The sequence below is a fragment of the Agrobacterium tumefaciens genome (genome assembly GCF_017726655.1).
Classification (GTDB): Bacteria; Pseudomonadota; Alphaproteobacteria; order Rhizobiales; family Rhizobiaceae; genus Agrobacterium; species Agrobacterium tumefaciens_B.
In genome coordinates this window covers 921,542-942,715 of the sequence record NZ_CP072309.1, presented here as the reverse complement: position 1 = coordinate 942,715, position 21,174 = coordinate 921,542, and the positions used below count along the sequence as shown (strand labels likewise).

The 21,174-nt window shown below is 57.3% G+C and carries 19 protein-coding genes and 5 pseudogenes; 12 read left to right on the top strand and 12 right to left on the bottom strand.

The features are described from left to right. Positions 1 to 62: 62 nt before the first annotated feature. The 4 genes and pseudogenes from AT6N2_RS18560 to AT6N2_RS18545 form a co-directional block, all read left to right on the top strand. On the top strand, positions 63 to 416 hold the full coding sequence (locus AT6N2_RS18560; protein WP_209090678.1) for a cupin domain-containing protein: 354 nt from the start codon (positions 63 to 65) through the stop codon (positions 414 to 416). A gap of 369 nt (positions 417 to 785) precedes the next feature. After that, entirely contained in the window at positions 786 to 1,655 is an 870-nt protein-coding gene (locus AT6N2_RS18555; protein ID WP_209090676.1) for a GNAT family N-acetyltransferase, read from the top strand. A 239-nt stretch (positions 1,656 to 1,894) separates the two neighbouring features. Further along, positions 1,895 to 2,245: pseudogene (locus tag AT6N2_RS18550) on the top strand (IS3 family transposase); the annotation flags it as partial. Next, positions 2,242 to 2,655 (top strand): annotated as a pseudogene (locus tag AT6N2_RS18545) (ABC transporter permease subunit); the annotation flags it as partial. The pseudogenes AT6N2_RS18550 and AT6N2_RS18545, both read left to right, overlap by 4 nt. A 151-nt stretch (positions 2,656 to 2,806) precedes the next feature. Here AT6N2_RS18545 and AT6N2_RS18540 read toward each other — a convergent pair. The 3 genes from AT6N2_RS18540 to AT6N2_RS18530 form a co-directional block, all read right to left on the bottom strand. Further along, positions 2,807 to 3,397, bottom strand: coding sequence for a GntR family transcriptional regulator (locus AT6N2_RS18540; protein WP_233282538.1), 591 nt, complete (start codon positions 3,395 to 3,397; stop codon positions 2,807 to 2,809). A 198-nt stretch (positions 3,398 to 3,595) separates the two neighbouring features. Beyond that, positions 3,596 to 4,966, bottom strand: a complete 1,371-nt coding sequence (locus AT6N2_RS18535) for an aspartate aminotransferase family protein (protein ID WP_209090672.1) — start codon at positions 4,964 to 4,966, stop codon at positions 3,596 to 3,598. 8 nt (positions 4,967 to 4,974) lie between these two features. Beyond that, the gene (locus AT6N2_RS18530; RefSeq protein ID WP_209091903.1) at positions 4,975 to 6,018 is read right to left on the bottom strand and encodes a phosphotransferase; all 1,044 of its coding nucleotides are present in this window, start codon (positions 6,016 to 6,018) and stop codon (positions 4,975 to 4,977) included. A 371-nt stretch (positions 6,019 to 6,389) separates the two neighbouring features. On the opposite strand from AT6N2_RS18530, the gene AT6N2_RS18525 reads away from it, so the two are divergent. After that, a complete protein-coding gene (locus AT6N2_RS18525; protein ID WP_209090670.1) occupies positions 6,390 to 7,058 on the top strand; it encodes a haloacid dehalogenase type II in 669 nt (222 codons plus the stop codon). 192 nt (positions 7,059 to 7,250) lie between these two features. Here AT6N2_RS18525 and AT6N2_RS18520 read toward each other — a convergent pair whose 3' ends face one another. The 3 genes from AT6N2_RS18520 to AT6N2_RS18510 form a co-directional block, all read right to left on the bottom strand. Continuing rightward, a complete protein-coding gene (locus AT6N2_RS18520) occupies positions 7,251 to 7,982 on the bottom strand; it encodes an amino acid ABC transporter ATP-binding protein (protein ID WP_209090668.1) in 732 nt (243 codons plus the stop codon). After that, positions 7,979 to 8,638, bottom strand: coding sequence for an amino acid ABC transporter permease (locus tag AT6N2_RS18515; RefSeq protein WP_209090667.1), 660 nt, complete (start codon positions 8,636 to 8,638; stop codon positions 7,979 to 7,981). Before AT6N2_RS18515 ends, AT6N2_RS18520 begins: the two co-directional genes overlap by 4 nt. Positions 8,639 to 8,703: 65 nt before the next feature. Next, on the bottom strand, positions 8,704 to 9,462 hold the full coding sequence (locus AT6N2_RS18510) for an ABC transporter substrate-binding protein (RefSeq protein WP_233282537.1): 759 nt from the start codon (positions 9,460 to 9,462) through the stop codon (positions 8,704 to 8,706). 150 nt (positions 9,463 to 9,612) lie between these two features. Here AT6N2_RS18510 and AT6N2_RS18505 point away from each other — a divergent pair, with 150 nt between their 5' ends. From AT6N2_RS18505 to AT6N2_RS18490, 4 genes are all read left to right on the top strand, one after another. After that, the gene (locus tag AT6N2_RS18505; protein WP_209090665.1) at positions 9,613 to 10,281 is read left to right on the top strand and encodes a cupin domain-containing protein; all 669 of its coding nucleotides are present in this window, start codon (positions 9,613 to 9,615) and stop codon (positions 10,279 to 10,281) included. Positions 10,282 to 10,327: 46 nt separating this feature from the next. Further along, entirely contained in the window at positions 10,328 to 11,629 is a 1,302-nt protein-coding gene (locus tag AT6N2_RS18500) for an NAD(P)/FAD-dependent oxidoreductase (RefSeq protein ID WP_209090663.1), read from the top strand. A 614-nt stretch (positions 11,630 to 12,243) separates the two neighbouring features. Continuing rightward, positions 12,244 to 12,828: a hypothetical protein gene (locus AT6N2_RS18495; RefSeq protein ID WP_233282536.1), complete on the top strand. Its 585-nt coding sequence runs from the start codon at positions 12,244 to 12,246 to the stop codon at positions 12,826 to 12,828. 54 nt (positions 12,829 to 12,882) lie between these two features. Then, positions 12,883 to 13,149 carry a hypothetical protein gene (locus tag AT6N2_RS18490; RefSeq protein ID WP_209090661.1) on the top strand — a complete coding sequence of 89 codons (267 nt, stop codon included), beginning with the start codon at positions 12,883 to 12,885 and terminating at the stop codon, positions 13,147 to 13,149. A gap of 26 nt (positions 13,150 to 13,175) precedes the next feature. Here the strand turns inward: AT6N2_RS18490 and AT6N2_RS18485 are convergent, their stop codons facing one another. The 6 genes and pseudogenes from AT6N2_RS18485 to AT6N2_RS18460 all read right to left on the bottom strand — a co-directional run bounded on the left by AT6N2_RS18485 (position 13,176) and on the right by AT6N2_RS18460 (position 17,631). After that, positions 13,176 to 13,454 (bottom strand): hypothetical protein, encoded by a 279-nt coding sequence (locus tag AT6N2_RS18485; RefSeq protein ID WP_209090659.1) that lies wholly within the window; start codon positions 13,452 to 13,454, stop codon positions 13,176 to 13,178. A 21-nt stretch (positions 13,455 to 13,475) separates the two neighbouring features. Continuing rightward, on the bottom strand, positions 13,476 to 13,850 hold the full coding sequence (locus AT6N2_RS18480; RefSeq protein WP_209090658.1) for a hypothetical protein: 375 nt from the start codon (positions 13,848 to 13,850) through the stop codon (positions 13,476 to 13,478). Between the two features lie 2 nt (positions 13,851 to 13,852). Then, a pseudogene (locus AT6N2_RS18475) lies at positions 13,853 to 14,398 on the bottom strand (methyl-accepting chemotaxis protein); the annotation flags it as partial. A gap of 224 nt (positions 14,399 to 14,622) precedes the next feature. After that, positions 14,623 to 15,910 (bottom strand): annotated as a pseudogene (locus AT6N2_RS18470) (IS110 family transposase). A 62-nt stretch (positions 15,911 to 15,972) separates the two neighbouring features. Further along, positions 15,973 to 16,584, bottom strand: a pseudogene (locus AT6N2_RS18465) (methyl-accepting chemotaxis protein); the annotation flags it as partial. A gap of 309 nt (positions 16,585 to 16,893) precedes the next feature. Beyond that, positions 16,894 to 17,631, bottom strand: coding sequence for an alpha/beta fold hydrolase (locus tag AT6N2_RS18460; RefSeq protein WP_209090654.1), 738 nt, complete (start codon positions 17,629 to 17,631; stop codon positions 16,894 to 16,896). Between the two features lie 780 nt (positions 17,632 to 18,411). Here AT6N2_RS18460 and AT6N2_RS18455 point away from each other — a divergent pair. From AT6N2_RS18455 to AT6N2_RS18445, 3 genes are read left to right on the top strand one after another with little or no spacing between them, the layout of a single operon-like run. Next, entirely contained in the window at positions 18,412 to 19,245 is an 834-nt protein-coding gene (locus AT6N2_RS18455) for an ABC transporter ATP-binding protein (protein ID WP_144579106.1), read from the top strand. 35 nt (positions 19,246 to 19,280) lie between these two features. Further along, positions 19,281 to 20,048 (top strand): ABC transporter permease, encoded by a 768-nt coding sequence (locus tag AT6N2_RS18450; RefSeq protein ID WP_144579105.1) that lies wholly within the window; start codon positions 19,281 to 19,283, stop codon positions 20,046 to 20,048. Between the two features lie 47 nt (positions 20,049 to 20,095). Beyond that, positions 20,096 to 21,118: an ABC transporter substrate-binding protein gene (locus AT6N2_RS18445; protein WP_144579104.1), complete on the top strand. Its 1,023-nt coding sequence runs from the start codon at positions 20,096 to 20,098 to the stop codon at positions 21,116 to 21,118. Positions 21,119 to 21,174: the final 56 nt, after the last annotated feature.

The window sequence follows — 21,174 nt, the reverse complement described above, 5'->3', positions numbered from 1 at the left end:
TTTGATCGGCAGCGAGGCGTTTCGTCTCGTAATCCAATATTTTCACATTACCGGAGATTTACATGTCACTTTTGAAAACAATCGATCCTAATCCAACATCTGAGCCGAGGCATTCGACGCCGACGCAAGAGCGGCTGGTCTCCGGCAACCCAACCTTCAAGACCTGGGCGCAGGACAGCTCCAAGGACGACAAGGTCGATACTGGCGTCTGGGAGGCAACGCCCGGTGAAACCCATTCTATCAAAGGTGAAAGCTTTGAATTCTGCCACATCCTTCAGGGTGTTATCGAGTTGACCGAAAACGGCAGGGAGCCAGTTGTTTACAAGGCTGGCGACAGCTTTGTCATGAAGCCGGGCTATGTCGGCGTCTGGAAGACGATCGAAACGGTCCGGAAAATCTACGTGACAGTTTCCTGATCAGGTACGAGCGTTCAGGACGGCCCGTGCCGCCCTGAACGCTCGCCATGAGAAAATGGACGTGGTCCAAAAGCCGTCGTTTTCTTGCTTTGAGGTGCCTCTTCGTGGTCGCGAAGTCGCACTTCATCATGCGCCATGGGCGGATCAATACTCTCTTCCGAAATCGGTCTCTTGCACGGGCGAATGCGTCAATCGGCACCCAGCGACACCGATGTCCTAATGATGGATCTGTCGGGCCGGATGCTAAGGAGGGGATGAAAAACGACAAGAATAACTCATATCGCTAGCCAATATAGCTGCTGAGCTTCGCTTTCTTCCTCCATGTTGGCTCGAACGCTGAAGCCTTTACAAAAACAGAGACGTCAAGATATGACGAACGATCATCGTGTTCCTTTCACAGACGGGAGCGACATCCGGCTCGCCCGACTGGAAGCGAGGCATCTCGAAGGTGCGCTGAAACTGTCTCAGGAGTTTTCCTGGCCATACCGCCTGGAGGACTGGCAATTTGCCGCCGGTCTCGGTGAGGGGCTGGTGCTGGAGCGCGCTAGCGAGGTTGTCGGCACGGCGCTCTGGTGGAATTACGGGGCGGAACATGCGACGGCCGGCATGATTATCGTGACGGCCAAGGTTCAAGGCATGGGCCAAGGCTCACGGCTTTTCAACGCCCTTCTGGATGCAGCGCAGGGGCGAACCATACTTCTCAATGCGACAGCAGAAGGTTTGCCTCTTTACGAGCGAAGAGGTTTTGCGCCGTGGGGCAAGATCCAGCAACATCAAGGTGTGTTGAAGGGTGCGCCTAATGTCGAGGCTGAAAGCGGGATCCGTCCTGCAACTAAAAACGACCTCGATGCCATTCTTGCCTTCGATGAACGCGCAATCGGTATGCAGCGAAGGCACGTCGTCACAGCGCTTGCCGCAATCGGTGATACGCTGGTGATAGCGCGAGATGAAAACCTGCTTGGCTATGCCATTGCCCGCAAGTTTGGTCGCGGCCATGTCATTGGACCCGTCGCTGCCAACAACGCTGACGATGCGAAGTACCTTATCTGCGCGCATCTGGCCAAGATCGGCAGGCAGTTCGTGCGAATCGACGTCTACGCCGACGATGGGTTGAGCCCTTTTCTGCAAAGCCTCGGCCTGTTCCTCGTCAGTGAGGTCGCGTCGATGGTTCGAGGCAATTTACCGAGGCGTATGGCACCAGCTCGTATGTACGCTGTCGCAAACCAGTCATTGAGCTAGCTTGTCGCCTCGGCCCCTAGCGTGCAAACAAATTCATGCGATGACCGCTCCTGACCAGCATCTTGTCGAAAACAACAGGATGGGCCAATTTTCATCAATGGCTGATGGACACCAGCGCTGGCGAGCGAGAGGTTCGCCGTCACCAATCCGGCGACCGAAAAAGTCATTGTGTTGGTTTCCACGCGGAACTGAGCCGGAGGGGGTGCGGACGAAAACTTGGACCACCAAGGAGGTAGTTCATGTATTACTACGCAGACAGACTTCGAGCGGTTGAGCGCTATATCCGGCTTGGGAAGCGACTTAACGCGACCATTTACCAGCTGGGATATCCCACCAAGAATGCGTTGAGGGGTTGGTATCGCGAATACGTACAGCATCTCGACCTGCGTATTCAGCCGGTAGCGCGAGCACCCAAATATTCAGAGGCTCAGAGACAAGCGGCACTTGAGCACTTTCGCACCTATGATCGTTGCATCTCCGCGACGATGAGAGCGCTTGGCTATCCCGGACGAGGGACTTTGACCGCATGGGTCCGGGAGGCATTTCCGGAAGCGCGGACCTCGATGGCCGGTCAATCGTGGCATCCTGGCTGATGGGCGACGGATTGAATGCCGCTATCCTTGCCGTGGTGCTCAAGACGGGCGCCTATACCGCGGAGATCTTCCGAACAGGGTTCCTGTCTTTGCCCAAAGGTCTGATCGAGGCCGCCGAAGCCTGCGGCATGTCTCCCTGGCAAGTTTTTATGCGGGTCAAATTTCCCTTAGCTTTGCGTCAGGCGCTGCCCGCCTACAGCAGCGAGGCCGCCATCATTGCCAAGGAATCGAGCCTGGCTTCGACGATCACGGTCCTGGAAATCACCGGATATGCAAAACGTCTGATGAGCGAGACCTTCGCAATCATGGACATCTTCATCCTCACTGCCGCCCTTTACCTCGCCATGAATGTCGTCGCTCTGAAAGCTTTGAAACTTCTCGAGCGGAGTCTGTCGATCGCCCGCTAACGACATCGGAAAGGCAGGGCATGCCTAACACAAATATGATGATGCGACGGCTCAATGGTGCGCCGCCAGTTCACGGATCGTTTGCCATAAACTCTTTGACGAACAGGAGGGCTGCTCCGCTCGAATGCCTGCGATCTCCAAGGGGCAACAGCTAACGGTTGACGAGCAGTTTCGTCTGGAGATCTTGCCAGTGCTCCTGAAACGCTTCCCGCGCGGTATCATAGTGGCGGCTTCTAAGGCTGCTGATCAGGCGCTCGTGCTCCTCCGCCATTTCCTCAGCGGTTCCGTAGAAATCCTGACGCTGTCCGAGGAGAAGCTCGATTTCCCCCTCGAGATCTGAATAGGTTCGCTTCAGGCGAGCGCTACCGCTGGCGGCAATGATCGCGCGATGGAAGTCGCGGTCCGCGGCAACCAGCAGGGATCTGTCGGAGGCGAGTGTCGACCTGCGCATTACATCGATTGCCTCCAGCGCGAGAGGGGGAACAACTCCGGTTAGGACAATCAATCGGATCGCCTCACCCTCGATCGCACCGCGCACCCGGGTGATATCGACAATATCGTCGGGGCCGAACTCGGGAACCACGAAGCCCCGGTTTGGTATCTGTCGGAGCAGGCCCTGCGTCACCAGTACCTGGGCTGCCGTACGGAATGTGTGCCGAGAGGTTGAATGCTCCTCGCACATCTTTACGTCACGGAGGAATTCGCCCGGGCGATAGCTTCCCGTCAGGATGCGCTGTCGCAAGGCGTGCGTCAGGTGCTCCACCGCGCTAGCGGGTGAGATCTCGACATTCTTCACACTGTCTTGGGTCCGGGTTTTGATATGCTGCCACGGCATGGAACTGACACTGCTCGTTGGATTCTACCCCTTACCTACGACACATGTAATGGTACAGGGCAAGAGAGATAATGCTGATATCCAGCCGTCACATCGGGACGCATCCTAAGTCTGCACGGACCGAAGTGCCACGTCGATACCCTCCAGAAGACGCGCCGCATTCGACGACGTGAAGATGAGTGGGGGTCTTATCTTAAGGATATGGGCGTCTGCTCCCGTGGCGGAAATGAGGATGCGCTGGTCGCGCAATGCATTGATGGCTGCCAGCGCACGGTCCATATCGGGTGTCTTCTTCTCTCTATCCTTGACGAGTTCCACCGCAAAGTAGAGGCCAGCCCCGCGAACATCTCCGACAAATTCATATTTCGCCTGGAGGTCCTGCAGCCCGTCGAGGATTTCGCTCCCGATCTTGGCCGCGTTGTCCAGAAGACCCTCGTCGCGGATTGTTTCCAACACAGCGCTTGCGGCGGCGATCGCGACGGAGTTGCCGCCAAACGTGTTGAAGTAGCGCATGCCCGATCCGAATTCCGCGACGAGTTCAGACCGCAGGACGACACCGGCAACGGGATAGCCATTCCCCATGGGCTTGCCCAATGTTACGATATCCGGATCGACCTTGTGGCGCTGGTGCCCCCAAAGATGCGTGCCGGTCCGTCCGAACCCTGACTGTACCTCGTCGGCAATGAAAAGGCCGCCCGCCTTGCGTACGACGTCGGCCACCGGCGCCAATACATCCGTCGGATTGACGTAAAGACCATCGGAGGAGAAAACCGAGTCGGCAATGAAGGCCGCCAATCCGCCCCCATGACGCTCGAGATCGGCTATCTGCCGAGAGACGTCTTCTGCCATTCGCCGGCCTATTTCAGCGACGGGTATGCGGTAGGAGTCAGGCGCTGGAACGGTCCGAAGATACGGGTCCAAGGGTGACTTCTTGCCGAGAGACGGAGAAATTGCAGCAACCGCGCCGCTGTTGCCGTGATAGGCTTCTGCTGTGACGATCACGCCGGTCTTGCGGGTGTGATAGCGTGCGATACGCAAGGCAAGATCATTGGCTTCTGAGCCGGTGCAGGTGAACATGGCGCATCCGGTTTTGCCGAGTTCACCGCTGAACGTACCAAGCAAGGCTTCCGCATAGTCCAGCAGGGGTTCTTGCATGTAGCGCGTGTGGGTGCAGAGCAGTTCCAGTTGCTTCTGGATTGCCTCGACGACGCGCGGGTGAGAGTGGCCCAGCGACACGACATTGTTGTAGGCGTCGAGATATTCGACGCCATGCTTGTCATAGAGAAAGACACCCCTCCCGCGGGAAATCTCGACGGGCGACCTGTAGAAGAGGCGGTAGGCGGGTCCAAGAAGTCTTTGACGCCGGGCTATATGCTGCCGTTCCTCACTAGTGAGATGAGACGTATCCTGAGGGTTGAAGCCATTCGGCATGTCACCGCGGAAGCCCTTTGGGAGGCGAGTTGCTTGATCGGACATTGCTGTTCCTATCGTTTCAGAAGAAGAGAGATCTGTTCGGTGGAGATCGAGTGGAACCACTCAAGGTGCGCCCAACCGGCTTCGGTGTTGCGCAGAATGTAGCGCCTGTTTTCGGGGAAAATCTCCGCGCGCCAGCAGGTCAGCAGCGCGCGCACCGCAAGGCGTCCCATCGACAGGAACGGGATCAGCCGTAATTCCTCATCCGTCAGTTCGGCGTGGCGCAGATAGCCTCGGAGAACGTCGCGCGGTTCGTCAAAGAGGTCATGCCGGTCCCGATAGTCGAAGGTTTTCGGCATCTGGTTCATCAACGCCGTTGAGACGTCCACGGCGATGGCGGTGCGAACTGCGTCGCCAAAGTCGATGACGCCGGTCAGGAACTGCGGATTGTCATGATCAACGACTAGGTTCGATGTATTGAAATCGTTGTGAAGCACCTGTCGCCGGCACAGGTCGAGCTGCGGTTTGACGTCGGCAAAACGTTCCAGGGCCCGGACTGTCCAGGTTCGTTTGTCGCCAGGAGGGAGAAACCTCAGGAGATCGGAAAGATCAAGAAGATGCGTGACGTCCCAAGCCACTGTCCGACCATCCGCGGGATGCGAGAAACCGGACATGGCTTGACGAAGCTTCGCCAGGATTTCACCAATCCGTTCGCGCTGCGGGGCCGTGGACGTTGTCCGGTCAAGGGGCGTTCCCGGGAGAAACGTGATGAGGCGCACCGCGCGCCGCTCTCCTTCCTTCGTCACGATAATGGGCAGATCCGCGCCGCTCAGGTCGCGAATGGCACGAGGGACCGGCAGGTCCGGAGCCTGTTCTTCGAGATGACGCGTCAGTGCGACCTGGAATTCAAGTTCATCCAGCCGCTCACTGGGGTGAGCAATTTTAAGGACAAATCTTTCCCCGTCCCCGCCTTCAAGTAGGAAAGTGTCGTCCTTTTCCGTCTCGAAGCGTGTCATCGAGCCATGTACGCCGTAGAGGCGGCTGGCAATTTCCTCGGCTTCCGCCGCCGAGACCGGGTGACAGGTTTCGAAAAGCTCCGGGCCGCGAGCCGGCATATTCCTGTGCTTCTGATCCATCTCCACCTCTCGCTGGTCCTGCCGCGGGAACGGGCAGCTGCGGCTGGTAGTAATACAAATCGCAATTGTTGTACAACAATTTTAAGAGGCGGTGCGTTTTATTCCAATTGGCGGGATACCCACGCGTGCTGGGTGAGGGCGTTGTAACGTGCCGTGACCGTGCGAAGCAAAAGCAGCCAAAAAAATTGTTGGACAATTATGTGCCGTTGTGCGAAGGCTGTACAAGTGTTGTTGCAACACGCTGGACTACGGCATGCGGTTTGGAGCCTGTCTCCATCGGACGGGCGGCACGTTCTCCAGGATGACCTAGAAAGGCCCTAGGGGCGCTCAATTTGGAAAGAATACCCGCCATGACCCTATTTCGACCGAAATACGTCACCTTCGATTGCTACGGCACTCTCACCAACTTCGATATGGCCGGCGCTGCACGGCGCGTCTACGGCGAGCGGCTCTCTCCGCAAGCGATGGCGGCCTTTGTCGAGGCTTTCAGAGGGTATCGACTGGATGAGGTACTAGGGGCATGGAAGCCCTTTGTCGAAGTGGTGCATAACTCGATCGAACGCAGCTGCAAACGTCTCGGCATTCCTTTCAAGCCCGAGGATGCGCAACGCATCTATGATGAAGTGCCGACATGGGGTCCGCACCCCGACGTTCCCGCCGGACTGTCCCGTGTTGCCAAGGAAATTCCGCTTGTCATCCTGTCGAACTCCATGAACAACCTGATCATGTCGAATGTCGAGAAGCTCGGCGCGCCCATCCATATGGTCATCACCGCCGAAGAGGTTGGGGCGTACAAGCCTTTGATGAAGGGCTTCGAATACATGCTCGACAAGCTTGGATGCGGGCCTGAAGACATCACGCATGTGTCTTCGTCATTCCGCTATGACCTGATGACCGCCTACGATCTCGGCATCAAGAGCAAGGTTTGGGTCAACCGCGGCCACGAGCCGGCTAATCCCTTCTACGAATATACCGAGATCAAAGATATCGGCGGACTGGCTGCCGCCGTGGGCCTGTAGCCGTCGCGTGAGCACGCTGACAGACGGGCCGCAATGCCCGTCTGAGCGCCGGACGGTTTGAAGATGCGCGGCGCGCTGGCTGTCCAGTATATCTATAGGCAGGCCCCGGCGCACGTGGCTGGCGGCATGATGATGACTGGTTGCGGGTGGATGGCGGATCCAAGCAGAGTGGCCTGGCGTCCCTTTTCCCTGTCACACGTGTTCGATAACGCGTCTTAGAAAGTCTTGTGTACGCGGGTTTTGAGGCGATGTCAGCAAGTCCTTCGCCGGCCCTTCTTCCGCGACGACGCCTCCGTCGAGGAATAAAACGCGATCGGCCACGTCTTTCGCAAAGCCCATTTCGTGCGTGACGACGATCATGGTCATGTGTTGCTCGGCAAGTTGGCGCATCACAGCAAGCACCTCGCCGACCAGTTCAGGATCCAGGGCCGATGTCGGCTCGTCGAACAGGATTGCCTTCGGCTCCATCGCCAGTGCACGCGCGATTGCAACGCGCTGCTGCTGGCCGCCGGACAATTCGCCGGGATAGGCATCTGCACGGTGCGAGAGCCCTACCCGTTCCAGCAATTGACGGCCTTTGTCGAGCGCCTCCGCTTTCGGCACGCCTTTGACATAAACAGGCCCTTCGATCACGTTCTCCAGGGCGGTCCGGTGTGGGAAAAGGTTGAAACGCTGAAACACCATGGATAGATGGGTGCGGATGCCGACGACTGATTTGTTTCTCGCATCGACCTTCGTTCCTTCGAACAGGATCGAACCCTTCTGATAGTGCTCCAGTCCGTTGACACATCGAAGGATTGTGGATTTCCCCGAGCCCGAGGGGCCGATCAGGCAGACAACCTCGCCCTTTGCCACGGTTGTGGAGATGCCCTTGATGACTTCTACCGTGCCGTAGCTTTTGTGCACGTCTTTCAGTTCGATCATCTGCTGCCCTTTCGCATTTTCCGTTCGAAGTGGCCAACTGCGAGCATCAACGGGATGCACATGGCGAGATAAAGGAGCGCGACCATCGAGAACACGCTCGTATTTTTGAACGTGGCTGCCGCGACGAGTTTGCCTTGCAGCGCCAACTCCGCCACGGTGATGGTGGACGCCTGCGAACTGTCCTTGACCAGCATGACGATCGTGTTGCCGTAAGGGGGAAGGGCGACCTTTATAGCCTGCGGCAGAATGACCCTTCGCATCGTCAACAACCAGCCCATGCCGATTGATTGTGCTGCTTCTGCCTGCCCCGCATCGATTGCCTCTATGCCGGAGCGGAAGTTCTCGGCCTGATAGGCCGAATAGGCGACCCCCAGTCCAATGATGGCGGCCTGGACCGCAGTCAGCGCTATTCCGAACTCCGGCAGCACAAAATAGATGTAGAAAAGCTGCACGATGATGGGGACGCCGCGGATTATATTGATCATCGTGCGGGCGAAGATGTCGAGCGCGGGAATGCCTGAGATGCGCAGCGCCGCCCAGAACAGCCCGAGGGCAGTCGAAAGAATCAGGGCTCCGACCGTCACGAGAACCGTCAGGCCAACACCCTGAAGCAGGATGGGCAGAAACTCAACTGCGTCGTTTAGGAACTGTTTCATGGTCTTGAGGCCTCCGATGACCGTACAAGGGGAGTTGACGCGGCGGGCAGCCGCGCCGACACTTCTTAAAGCAGACCCCATTTCTTCAGGATGGCATCAAGCCGTCCGTCCGACTTGATGGCTTCAAGCGCCTTGTTCATTTTTGCGACAAGCTCCGGATTTCCCTTGCGTGTGGCAAGGGAGATCGAGCCAACCATGCTCGGCTCATAGGTCTTCACGATCTGGGTGTTGCCGAAATTGCCGTTAGCCAACTGATAGGCAACGACCGGGTAGTCGCCAAAGCCCGCCTTGATCCGCCCGGCATTCACGTCCGCCATGATATCCGGGATGGAATCGTAGGCCTTCACCTCGGAGAATTCGCCCTTCTCTTTCAGTCCGTTCACATAGACCGTTCCAATCTGTGCCCCAACGGCTTCGCCCTTAAGGTCGGCGAAAGTCTTGTACGCAGTGGTGTCTGTCTTGGAGACGAACAGGGTTTCGCCATAGCTGTAGACGGTGTCGGTGAAATCCGCGATCTCGGCGCGTGCGGGCGTCGCAAACATGGCGGCGGCGATGATATCGATCTTATTCGCCGTCAAGGCCGGGATAAGCGATGAGAATGGCATTGCCTGAACGTCGATCTCGAAACCAGCCTCCTTGGCAATTTCCGCGATGACATCGGACATCACGCCCTCGACCTTGTTGGTCTTCGGGTTGAGGAAAGTGAACGGGACGCTGGTAGGCGTGGAGCCGACGCGCAGGGTCTCGGCGGCGGCAAGAGTTCCGTAGAGCGCCATGACGGCAGATATGCAACCTGCCAATATCATAGTCGTGCGTTTGGACATGTGATTTCCCTCTGGATTATTTGAACCATCTTCTGCCCCGAGAGTGAAATTAACTTTCATTCTCGTGAAAATTAGCCTAGAAGTGATATTGGCAAACTGCAATGCTTTTTTTCACGTTGATGAAGGTTCCAAGTGAAAACGGAGAACGGAATGGAAGAATGGAACGCTTCGGTACTGCAAAACAACGCTGCAGTCGAACGTCACGCGGCGGATGAAGCCATGGGCAAGAGAATTCGCGCAATGCGCAACGACCGAAGCTTGTCTTTGACGGAACTGGCGGCGAAAACCGGATTCTCGGTGGGGCATCTCAGCCAGATCGAACGCGGGCTTTCGTCGCCTTCGCTGCGTGCGCTCGTGGCTATCGCGGACTCCCTTGGCGTGGGCCTGTATGCGCTGTTCGACAAGGATGTGAGGAGTGCTGCGGAAAACGTGGTGATGCGCAGAGCTGAGCGCAAGCATCTCGATTTCTGGCGCACGGGCGTCGACAAGGAAATCCTCACCCGCCCCGACAGCGCTTTTGTACTGAACATGTATCTGATGACGTTGGAACCGGAGGGGAATTCCGGCGAGAACTATCTTAGTCATTCCGGCGAGGAGGCCGGCCTGGTTTTGTCTGGCCAATTCGAACTCGACGTTGACGGCCACGTCTGGACCTTGGGGGAGGGGGACAGCTTCCGCTTCGCGAGCGTGCGCGGTCATCGGTACAGAAATCCTTCCAGTTCGGATAAATCGCAGATTCTGTGGTCGCTCTACACGCCGGCCCAGCCCGCAAACGCTGCTTCGAGCCGGACCGCCGATGCGGATGGGCCAACGACCTAAGCCAGCGCCTGGTGGCGCCGTTTTGTCAAACCGTCATGAGGTAAAGATGTCTTACGAGTTTCCACAAAGCGATATTGTTTCATTGTGGCAGGAGACTGCCAATGCGCGACCTGTGTTTGACAGGGTGTCCCGGACTTGCCAATTCGATGTGGCCATCGTGGGTGGCGGTTATACCGGGCTCTCGTCCGCTCGTTATCTGGCGCGGAAGGGCCTGTCTTGCATCGTACTAGAGGCGAACAGGATCGGCTGGGGCGCAAGTGGCCGTAATGGCGGTGTCGTTGCGGGAAAATTTCGGCTGTCCTTTGCGGATATGGCGCACCGCTTCGGAATCGAGGTGGCACGAAGAATGCATCAGCTAGGCGACGAGGCGGCCGATCATATTGGTGAGCTTGTCGATGACTACTCGATTTCCTGTGATTATCGGTCGAATGGCGCGATGCGTTGTGCCCACAATACGCTGGCGCTCGACAACCTCAAACGAGACGTCCAGTGGCTCAAGGACGCCCTGGGCGACACGTCCTGCACGATCGTCGGCCCGGAGCGGGTTTTCGAGGAGACAGGTTCTCGCGGATTTGCCGGCGGCATGCTGAACCAGCATGGAGGCACCATCCACCCGTTGAACTTTGTTCTGGGTTTCGCACAGGGTTTGAAAAAAGAAGGTATCACGATTGCAGAAGGTGAGCCTGTGCTAAGGTGGCGGCGGAACGGCAAGCTTGTGGTTGTCGAGACCCCCAACGCCGAGATCACCGTTTCGACTGTTGTCATCGCTACGAATGCTTATTCTGATCTCACGGGGGCGACCGCGGGCGTCCGTAAATCGGTTATACCGTTTCGTTCGGCCATGATTGCGACGAAGCCGTTGACCGGAACACCGGCCGCGACGTTGCTTGCCACGGACCGCAGCTACAGCGAGACCCGCCGCATGATGCGCTGGTTCCGCAAAAGCGGCGATCGGCTCATTTATGGCGGTCGCGGTGCTTTCGGCAAGACCGACAGCAAATCCGCGTTTGAGGCTCTTAGGACCGCTATGATCAAGCAGTTCCCCGAACTCGACGGCGTGGATATCACGCATCGGTGGTCGGGCCTGGTCGCCATGACACTCGATAGCATTCCTCATGTGGGTCGGCTAGATGAGCGCACGGTCTATGCGATGGGATACAACGGTTCAGGTGTGACCACAGCCTCATTAATGGGAAAGTATGTCGCAGAACTGGTCGTCGGCGGTCGCCCTGATCTTGGCCTTCTGACCGGAACGCCGCTGAAACCCGTCCCTTTTTATAGCCTGCGAGAACCCGCCGTCCGGCTTGTCGCCGGATGGTATCAATTCCTCGACAAGATCGGCCGGTAGGATACGGGAAGCTTGGGTAAAGCAACTTGTGTTCGGTCATGACGACCGGCGAATGAGATGTGTTTCGGTCTCTGGGGAAAGCGGAAGCGGTCTCGAGCAGTCTGGCCTTAGCGTTCAGCCGTAGCCAAAGCGCGGGTGAGGATTTGCGACCTGAGATCGTTGCCTCCCCGCTTTCTGGTCTCACAGCATCCGCTCAACAGCAGCTACCAGAGCGTCGTGACGCCGGGGGAAAACGCAAAACGGCGTGGTGACTCCGTTCGAAAAATATCCGCGCCCTGGATTGCGCCGAACTGAGCGCGGCGCCTTTCTCTCAGGGCCCGGTGAAGTTCGCCTTGTTGGGAAGGCGATTCTCGTCGAGGGCGGCATCAGTGCTTGAGTGTCGACATGAGGCCAGCATCGCCGCTCAACCGAAATGATGACGCGGAATTTTTGCGCCTCGGACATATGGGCTGCGAAGCTTCCTGCGTTGCACTTTGCGCATAAACTTGGCGGAGCGGACGGTGGCTATAATCGAGGAATCTTCCCCTAAGCTGGTGGTGTTTCTGTGGCTCTCCAAGAGAGGAATGGTTCCGAGCCTCGAGCGTATCGCTATCACCCCTGGAGCACATTCGACAATGTCGACGATGACGCGTCAGGGCGACGTTATCCTGTGTGAAGCGATTACCTATCCCGGTTTGCGGGCATTTGCGGCGCGTATGGGGCTGCAACTGGTTGGCTTGCCGATGGATGGTGCGGGCATTCTTCCCGACAAACTGGACGCCGCCATTCACCTGCACCAGCCAAAGGCGCTTTATTTGAACCCCACCGTCCAGAATCCGACAATAATAACGATCTCTCAAGTACGCCGCATGGAGATCGCCGAAGTACTGATCCATCATCGGCTTCCACTCATCGAAGATGATGCATACGGCTTTATTCCGACCTCGGCACCGGCTCCGTTTGCGAGCCTGGTGCCCAATCTCACCTGGCATATCGGCGGACTGGCAAAGTGTCTGGGCGCTGCGGATCGCTGGGAACGACTCTATAGACAATCAGGTGATCGCGACCTGACGCCAGAACCAATGCGGTGGGCCTTGAGCGGGAAGGGTTTCCCGTCCGTTAGCCCCGGCGTGTGGTGGAAAGCGCTATCATCTTCCTTGCTCGGTCCGGGTCGTTTGGTCCGTCGAAGCCCCCAGGCCCCACCCGCTTGCTCGGTTTGAGCCTGCTGAGACGTGGCCTAAATGTCACTGGGCATGCCGCTCAAGGAGATCGCCGTGATCACCAGCGAACTTCTTAGCGAAGGCCTTTCCCCTGAGCGGGAGATCGGGATCATCGATACGCAAGTAGCGAGACTGGAACAGAAGGCCGCAGAGCTTGCGAAGCCGCTTGACCGTATGCACGCCAAGCGCAACTGGATGGCGCGCGGCAAGCCCGGCGACGAGCCCCGGTTCTCCGGAGAGGACCTCTGCCTGACGGAGATCGCGACGCCGGCTTCCAGCCGTGCGACCTTCATGGCGAGCGAGGAGGATCAAGGTGCCTGAAACATTCTGCCACCGGTGATCAGCCATCAGCCTTCCGGATGTTGTTTCATCACGGGGATTCCTTGCGTATTCGGCCATCCAAATGCAACGACGATGGCAACGATCATCATGGCGCATGACAGCAGAAAGGTCAGACGCATTCCGGTGGCGGTGGCTGCTGTTGTTGCATTGTTAAGATCGTCCGTGCCGACGGCGAAGGAAAATACGGCGCCCATGGCAGAGGCGCCGGCGATCAGGCCGATATCGCGCGACAGGCCGAGTAATCCCGAGACTGTTCCGCGCCGGTCATGGGGCACGTCCGCCAAGGCCGCTGTGTTGTTGGCGGCCTAGAAGAGCTGATAGCCTGGCGTCAGTACGATAACGGACAGCGCATAGCCTTTAACTCCGATCATGTTTGGCACGAACGCCAGAAGCAATGTGCCCGTAGTAAGGAGCAGAAGACCGACGGCGAGCACGCGGCGGCTTCCCCAGTTGTCTACCAGCCGGCCGGAGGGCACGCCGCTGAAGATGGAGGTGACCGGGCCGATCATCATGACGAGGCCGAGATAGAAGGGGCCGACGACCAACGTTGTCATCATCACAGCAGTGACAAGGATGTTGACTATGAGATTCGGGACCAGAGAGCGGTTCATAACCGACCACAGGCTTACCGCTACGGTCTTGCCCTTGCCGGCGCCAGAGGGAAGTACCGATATGGCCATGATCAGTGCCAGGAGCGCCAGCGGCACCTGCACCCAGAATATGGCGCGCCAGCCTGCCAGGAGGCGTTGGCTGGGGCCGCGCCACCGGTAAACGCTCCGGCCACCTTACGTATCAACTGTCGGGTGGGGGAGGCGATCGGGACGGAGCTTTGGGAGGCGGCGACCGGGCGGACGGCTGCCGCGTTGCCAACTTCTAACTGCGCGATCAACTGGGTCAACGCTGCCGCTTCTTTCGCGAGGCTGTGGCTTACCGCCGTGGATCGCTCGACCATCGCGGCATTCTGCTGCGTGCCCTGATCCATGGTGTTGACGGCGGAGTTGATCTCCTGAATGCCGATGGATTGCTCGCGTGCGGATTCAACAATTGCGTTCACATGCTGGTTAATATGCTGAACCTCAGAAACAATCACCTCAAGTGCCTTGCCAGTGTTGCCAACGAGTTCGACGCCCGAACGAACCTGATCGCCCGAGGTGACAATCAGCGTCTTGATTTCTTTTGCCGCAGTCGCGGAGCGCTGGGCGAGTTCGCGAACTTCCTGCGCGACAACGTCCTAAGTGCGGAAGAAAATGGGCTTGGCAGGCAAAGTTTCTCTGTCCGTCAGCATGCTCACGCTGCATGACGCTCGTCAAGTCACATCGTCGAACCAGGCGGCTTCCACTGGCAAGGGAAAAGGTCTCGTCCATAGCAAACACAGGGTCCATCATTTTGGCCCTCACCGTCCTTAACACGAGCTTCTGTTCCAGGTGGAAGACCCAAGCATTGTCTACAGGGTCATTCGAAGGATGCCCTCACGGCTCTAACTGACAGAGGTTCTTCCACCTGGTACCCGCCCTTCAACGAAGGGCCGGTAATCTGAACCGCTTTTGACGACGGCGTGTACGACACGCGCCATCTTGGCGGTAATAGCGGTCATTGCCTTGCGGCGGAGATCGGGATTGTCACGATCTCTCGCGATGTAGCGTTCGAATTTATGTCGGAAGCCGTTCTCACGCTGGCGGATTGCAACTTGCCCAGCAATCCACAGGGTTCGTCGCAGCCGCGCGTTGCCGAATTTGGAAAGTCGGGTTTGGCCGCGATACTGGCCCGATTGCTGTGTCGACAGATCCAGCCCGCAGAATTTGAGAAACTGACGGTGATGATGAAAGCGGCGCAGGTCCCCAGCCTCCGCAATGATCGTTAGCGCGTTGATCGGACCGATCCCAGGAATCTGCCGCAGGATCTGATAATCACGGCTGTTTCGCAGCAAATCATCGGCCTGTGCTTCGATCTCGTTGCGTTGGCGGATCAGGCTGCGGGCTTCGGCGACAACCATCCGAAACATGCGAATTGCAGGCGCATCCAGCGGCAATGGCAAGCCAATCGAGGTGCGGGTAGTCTCATAAATATCCATTAAAATCTGTGACTTGCTCACTTTCCTGCCGACAACATCCCATGCCGCTTCGACGAACTTCTCCTTCGTCAGTGTCGTGATGCTCGATGGTGTGGGGAAGGCGTCGAGGAACGCGAAGAACCAGTCGCTCCGACTGTTACCCCGGAAACGCTCGATCTCTGGAAAATACAGCGGCAGGTAATGCGTCAGGATGCGATGTTGGATCTCGGTCTTGGCGTTAGCAATGGCTTCGTGTGTCTTCGACAATTCTTGAACGTCGTTGATGCCAGCACGCAAGGGATCATGATAGACCTGAGTCGAGTGGATCCTCAACATGTGTAGGATCACCTGGGCATCCTTGGGATCGTTTTTGTCCCAACTGTTGTGCAAGGCTTCTCGCGTGCGGGCAAGCGCTAGCGACGACACTAACCGCGTTTCGAAGCCGGCTTCCACCAACCGCCAGGCGATCGGACGATGATAGTTACCCGTTGCCTCAAAGGCGCAGACCACCGGTCGGTCATATGATTGCAAAATCGCGATCAGATGGTCATGTTCTGCACGCGTATTGAGAACAGATAACCGACGGCGGCGTTTATGGCCGGGTGCTTCGATCAACACTTCATTGCGAACCTTGGCGATGTCGATGGCTACCAACACAGCATCGGCAGGTATAGAATTCTGACTGGTCATGGTCGGTCTCTCCCGAATGAGTTGTGAACACTCACATTCTAGAGGTACTTCGACTGGCCATGGCCACCTCGAACGATGCGCGCTTGCAGCAAAAAAGCTGCGCGCACCGTTCCCTCGGTGGCTCCAGTTCTTCCTTCCGTAGGTGCTACGGCGAAACCTTTACCAGCCTCGCCAGCGCGCGCCGCCTCTACACCCGCATTAAGCGCAAGAAGGTTGGTCTGGAAGGCAATCTCATCGATAACACCGATGATGTTCGAGATTTCGCGAGAGGATTTTTCGATCTGCTGCATGGCAACGACGGCGTTGCGGACAACCTGACCGGAGTGCTCGGCGCCAAGCCGCGTCTTGGTCACAAGTCCGCCGACTTCTTCGGCGCGCTTGGCAGAATCGCGAACTGTCGTCGCGATTTGTTCTAGTACGGCTGCCGTTTCTTCCACAGATGCTGCCTGCTGTTCGGTGCGCCTGGAGAGGTCGTCCGCAGCAGAACGGATTTCGTTAGCGCCAGCATCAATGCCACGGGCGTTCTTGCCAACGGACACCAAAGCCTCGTGCAGTTTGCTTACGGAGTTGTTGAAGTCGGCTCGCAGCCTGTCGCGATCGGCGACGAATGGTGAATTGATCCGGTAGGAAACGTTGCCATCTGCGAGTTTACCGAGGCCCTGCGCCAGGGCATCAGGTTGCCCGCTCACGGACGTCCTCATCGAAGATATGACAGAAGGCCATCGTTGAGTGGCGGATCGCGAAAGGTGGCGGAGGCCCTAACGATCGTCATCTCAAGGCAGCGATAACAGAAACCTGGTCTGGCAGTCTCATGATAAGCGGCGCTTCATCGGGCATGCTTCAAGGCAAGTCCGTGGTGACCTTACGAGTTCTGGGGAAACTGAAATAACAGGGTCATTTGTTCAGATCGGCTCAAGAGCTAAAGACGCTGAAGCACTGCTAGGCTGGCGATGCGCGTCGAATTTGTAAGTCGCGATCGCTCGTTACATACCTCTAACGCGACTATGCCGAAGGTCTCGTCCCATACCTTTGTCGGACAACCAGTCAAGAATGACGCTGGCAAGTTGCTGCGGCTCCTCAAAAGGCAAAAGGTGGCCGGCTCCTTCGACGATACGGACCTCGGCGTCTTGCACTCGCCTTGCGACATCGTTGTTTGAGGCCTCAGTGGACATGTGATCGTCGGAACCGGTTACCAGCAAGACCGGAGAAGCCAGATATTGCAGGCCGTCCAACGCGTCCGGTCGGACAAGAAGAGCCCTGTTCTGTTGCTCATGGACTTTGGGCGGGCAGTCTTCCACCATTGCCACGATTTGAGCCACCAGGTCTGCCTCTTCCAGGCTTCTTGACGAGATCACTTTCGGCACCCAGTTCCGAGCATAGGCGGCCATGTCCTCATTTGCTTGCGCAATGCGGGCTCCGCGGTGGGCCGCCTCGTCAGGGCCCAGGCCATCGGTGTTGGTATTCGCCAATACGATTGCGCGGATCCTCTCCGGAGCCTGTCGGGCCATCTCGATGCCCACACGCCCGCCCATGGAATGGGCAAGGACAATCAAGTCGCCTTGGGTGTCGCTAAGCGCACGGGCGGCCATCTCCTCGATCGTGGCGTCCCTTTGCAAATCCGCATTGTGGAGTGTCACGCCTCCCAGATGGAGATTTTTTACGACCGCGCTCCAGGTCCTGACGTCGGACATGATCCCCGGTATGGTGAGAAGTGTGCTCATAGCCTGTCTCCTTTGAAACTCCCCTGGCATAAGGCAAAACAATTACATGATATTGCGTTTGGACGTATAGTCCTTTGGCTTGAACCGCGCCTGAATTGTACAGAGGCGCTGCGCCGTCAAGAAACAACCGGTACCTATCCGGGCACGATATCCCGTCCCTCAGGTTCTTATAGCGCAAACCTGCCGATCCGCCCCATAACCTGGCGTTTGGAGAGACCGTGTGAATAGTTGGGCGTAACACGAATGATTTTCTGGTAGCGTTCGTTTTGAGTCAGGAGGATTGCTGTCTCGATGGATGCTTCTATCACAGGCAACACCACATCTATCCGTTCGCGAGCGTCTGGGCGAACTGCATGTGCCGACGCTGTTGGTCAATGGCGTTTGGGAGAAACGGTTTCAGAGCGCGCGTGACTGGCTGCACGACTCTCATCCGCATATCGCCATCGAGGATTTGCCGGGTGGACACTCCATCAATATCGATTGCCCCAATGCCTTCGACGTTGCCGTGATGGGGATTGCCTTATCTGCGTTGCGATGCCGACGATGCATTCTGCCCAACAATAGGTTGGGCATTGAGCGCCTGAATGTTTCTTGCGGAGTGGCGTTGGACGGATCACCCTCAGGAAATAGGTTACGCACGAAGAGTTGGGAGGCTCTGCGGTACCTTGAACACCGTGCTCAAAAGCACGTGACAGGTTTGCCATTGGTTCCCCTGCCTCTAAGCCAGCGAAGCTAACGAAAACGGCGCGGGATCTGGCCGTAAGCAAGATGGGAGGATTTATGTCGTCTACCGAAAAAGTCATACAGCACGTGTCCTTTAGCCCGGTCCAGACACAGGCGGATGTCGTCATATCGTTTGCCGGCGTCGGCAAGACCTTCAAGGCTGGCGCTGCCGAAATTCAAGCCACGAAGGACATCAACGTCGACATTCGCGAAGGCGAGATCGTCACCATCGTCGGCCCCTCGGGATGTGGCAAATCCACGATGCTCAATCTGACCGCTGGTCTTCTCTCGCCCACCGTCGGAACGGTGAAATATCGCAATGCTCCGATTTCGGACGTCAATGGCCGCACGGGCTATATGACGCAAAGCGACCACCTTCTCCCATGGCGCACCGTTGCGGGAAATATTGCGGTTCCGCTGGAGATCCGGGGCATGTCGAAGCCGGCGCGCATGGCGCGTGTCGAAGAACTGGCGGAATTGGTCGGCTTGACGCAGTTCCTGAACTCCTACCCGTCACAGCTTTCGGGCGGCATGCGCAAGCGCGCCGCCCTTGCGAGATTGCTGGCTTACGATCCTGAAACCCTGCTTCTCGATGAGCCTTTCGCGGCACTCGATGCGCAGTTGCGGATCAAGATGCAGACGGAACTCTTTCAGCTGTCGCGTCGTCTGAAAAAGACGGTCCTGTTTGTCACGCACGACATCGATGAAGCCGTGGCTTTGGGAGATCGATGCCTTGTGTTCTCGGGACGGCCTGGCACCATCGTCAAGAACATCGAGGTTCCGCTTCCAAGAGAGCGTTCGATCCTGGCGCTACGCAAGGACCAGACCTACCAGCAACTTTGCTCCGATCTGTGGGACATTCTTGCACCTTCAATGACAGCTTCGCACTGATATCGCGGCGCCGTGACCGAATTCGGGAGGTAGAAATGAAAATATTTTTGGGAAGAATCGCACTCATCCTTGGGCTGCTGTGCATCTGGCAATTCGCATCCGGACGATTTGCAGATCCATTTTTCATCAGCAGTCCGCTGGAGGTCGGCGAGCGATTCTGGGTGCTTTTGAAGAGCGGCCGTCTGTTCGATCATGGCTGGATCACGCTTGTCGAAACGCTCGGCGGCTTCGCTCTCGGTGCCGCGGCCGGTATTGCGGTCGGCCTGATTCTTGGCCGTAACGAGACGCTCGCAGAGCTCTTGGACCCTATCCTCATCTCGCTCTATAGCTTGCCGAAAGTTGCGTTGGCTCCGCTTTTCATCATGTGGTTCGGCATCGGCATCGAGATGAAGATCATGCTGACGGCGGTCATCGTTTTCTTTCTTGTCTTCCTCAATACCTATAGCGGTGTGCGTAGCGTCAGTGGCGAGCTCGTTGAAATCCTGCGCTTGATGGGCGCCAAGGAGCGCCATCTCGTCGGTAAGGTCATCATGCCATCGGCTATTCAGTGGGTTTTCACGGGCCTCAAACTTTCTGTGCCTTACGCGCTCATCGGTGCGATCGTCGGCGAGATCATGGCCTCCAATCGCGGCCTTGGCTACCTGTTGCAGGATGCTGCCGGACAGCTGGATACCGGCGGCGTATTTGCCGCGTTGATCGCCATCATCTTCCTCGCTTTGTGTTTGCAGACGGCCGTCAAGTTTGCCGAGAAGAAGTTGATGCCTTGGAAAACGGCGGCGAATGACCGCGAGCTGACGATCTAGGGTCGCCAACTATCACCATAAAATCTGAGAAATCGTGGGAGGAAAAAATGATTGCTCGGTCCCTTATTGCTGCGATGACAATCGCAGTCGGCCTTGTCAGCGGATCGGCCAACGCCGCTGATTCATTGAAGGTGGCGCTTGGAACGGATGGCTTCGTGCATCTGCCGCTCTTCGTGGCATATGATGGTGGCTTGTTCAAAGAAGAGGGGCTCGACGTAGAGCTCGTCAAGTTCAAGGGCGGCGGTGCGGCAATGTCCGGCCTGGTGGGCGGCAGCGTGGAGATTTGTTCCTGCTCGGTACAGAACGCCATCAATGCCACAGAAAAAGGTGCGCCGGTAAAGCTGATCGGCGCGATGATAGACCAGTACGCGTCCAATATCGTCGTTACGGAAGAAACGGCGGAGCGCATTGGCCTCACGCCAGACATGCCGATGGAAAAGCGTCTTGCCGCTTTGAAGGGCTTGAAGATCGCCGCAGCCGGGGCAGGCGGTAGCGCAGACTTCCTCGTTCGCCACCTTGCGGGCGCTGCAAAGCTTTCACCCGAGAGCGATATGAGCCTTCTTTACATGAACGACAGCGGCGCAATGCTCGCTTCGTTCGACCGTGGCCGTATCGACGGCTTTGCCTTGTCGTCCCCCACTTCCGATATTGCGGTGCTGGATCACAAGGGCAAGATGCTGATCGATATGTCCGCCGGTCAATATGAGCCGCTTGCCGGATACCCATCGATTGCAATTTCCGCGCAGGACAGCTGGCTTGCAGACAATCGTGCCATGGCGGTGAAGTTTCTCCGCGCCATCACCAGGGCTGATCAGTTGATCCATAACGATCCGGAGAAGGCGAAGGCTGCGGTTCGCAAGCGGTTCGCGTCGACGTCCGACGAGGTGTTCGAAGCAGCGTGGAAGTCCAATGCCGGCACGTATCCGGACACGCCCGTCCTGATGGCTGAAACGGTCGGTCGCGTGATCCAGTTCCTAAGCGAGCTTCAGGGAACCAAGATCGCCGGCACCCCCGAGACTTACTTCGACAACAGCTATGTGGAACAGGCTGTCGCAGAATTGAAGAAGTGATCTAGCCCTTCAAGAGCACCTGTGAGTGGAGATGTACCCGCCGCTCACCACTGCGT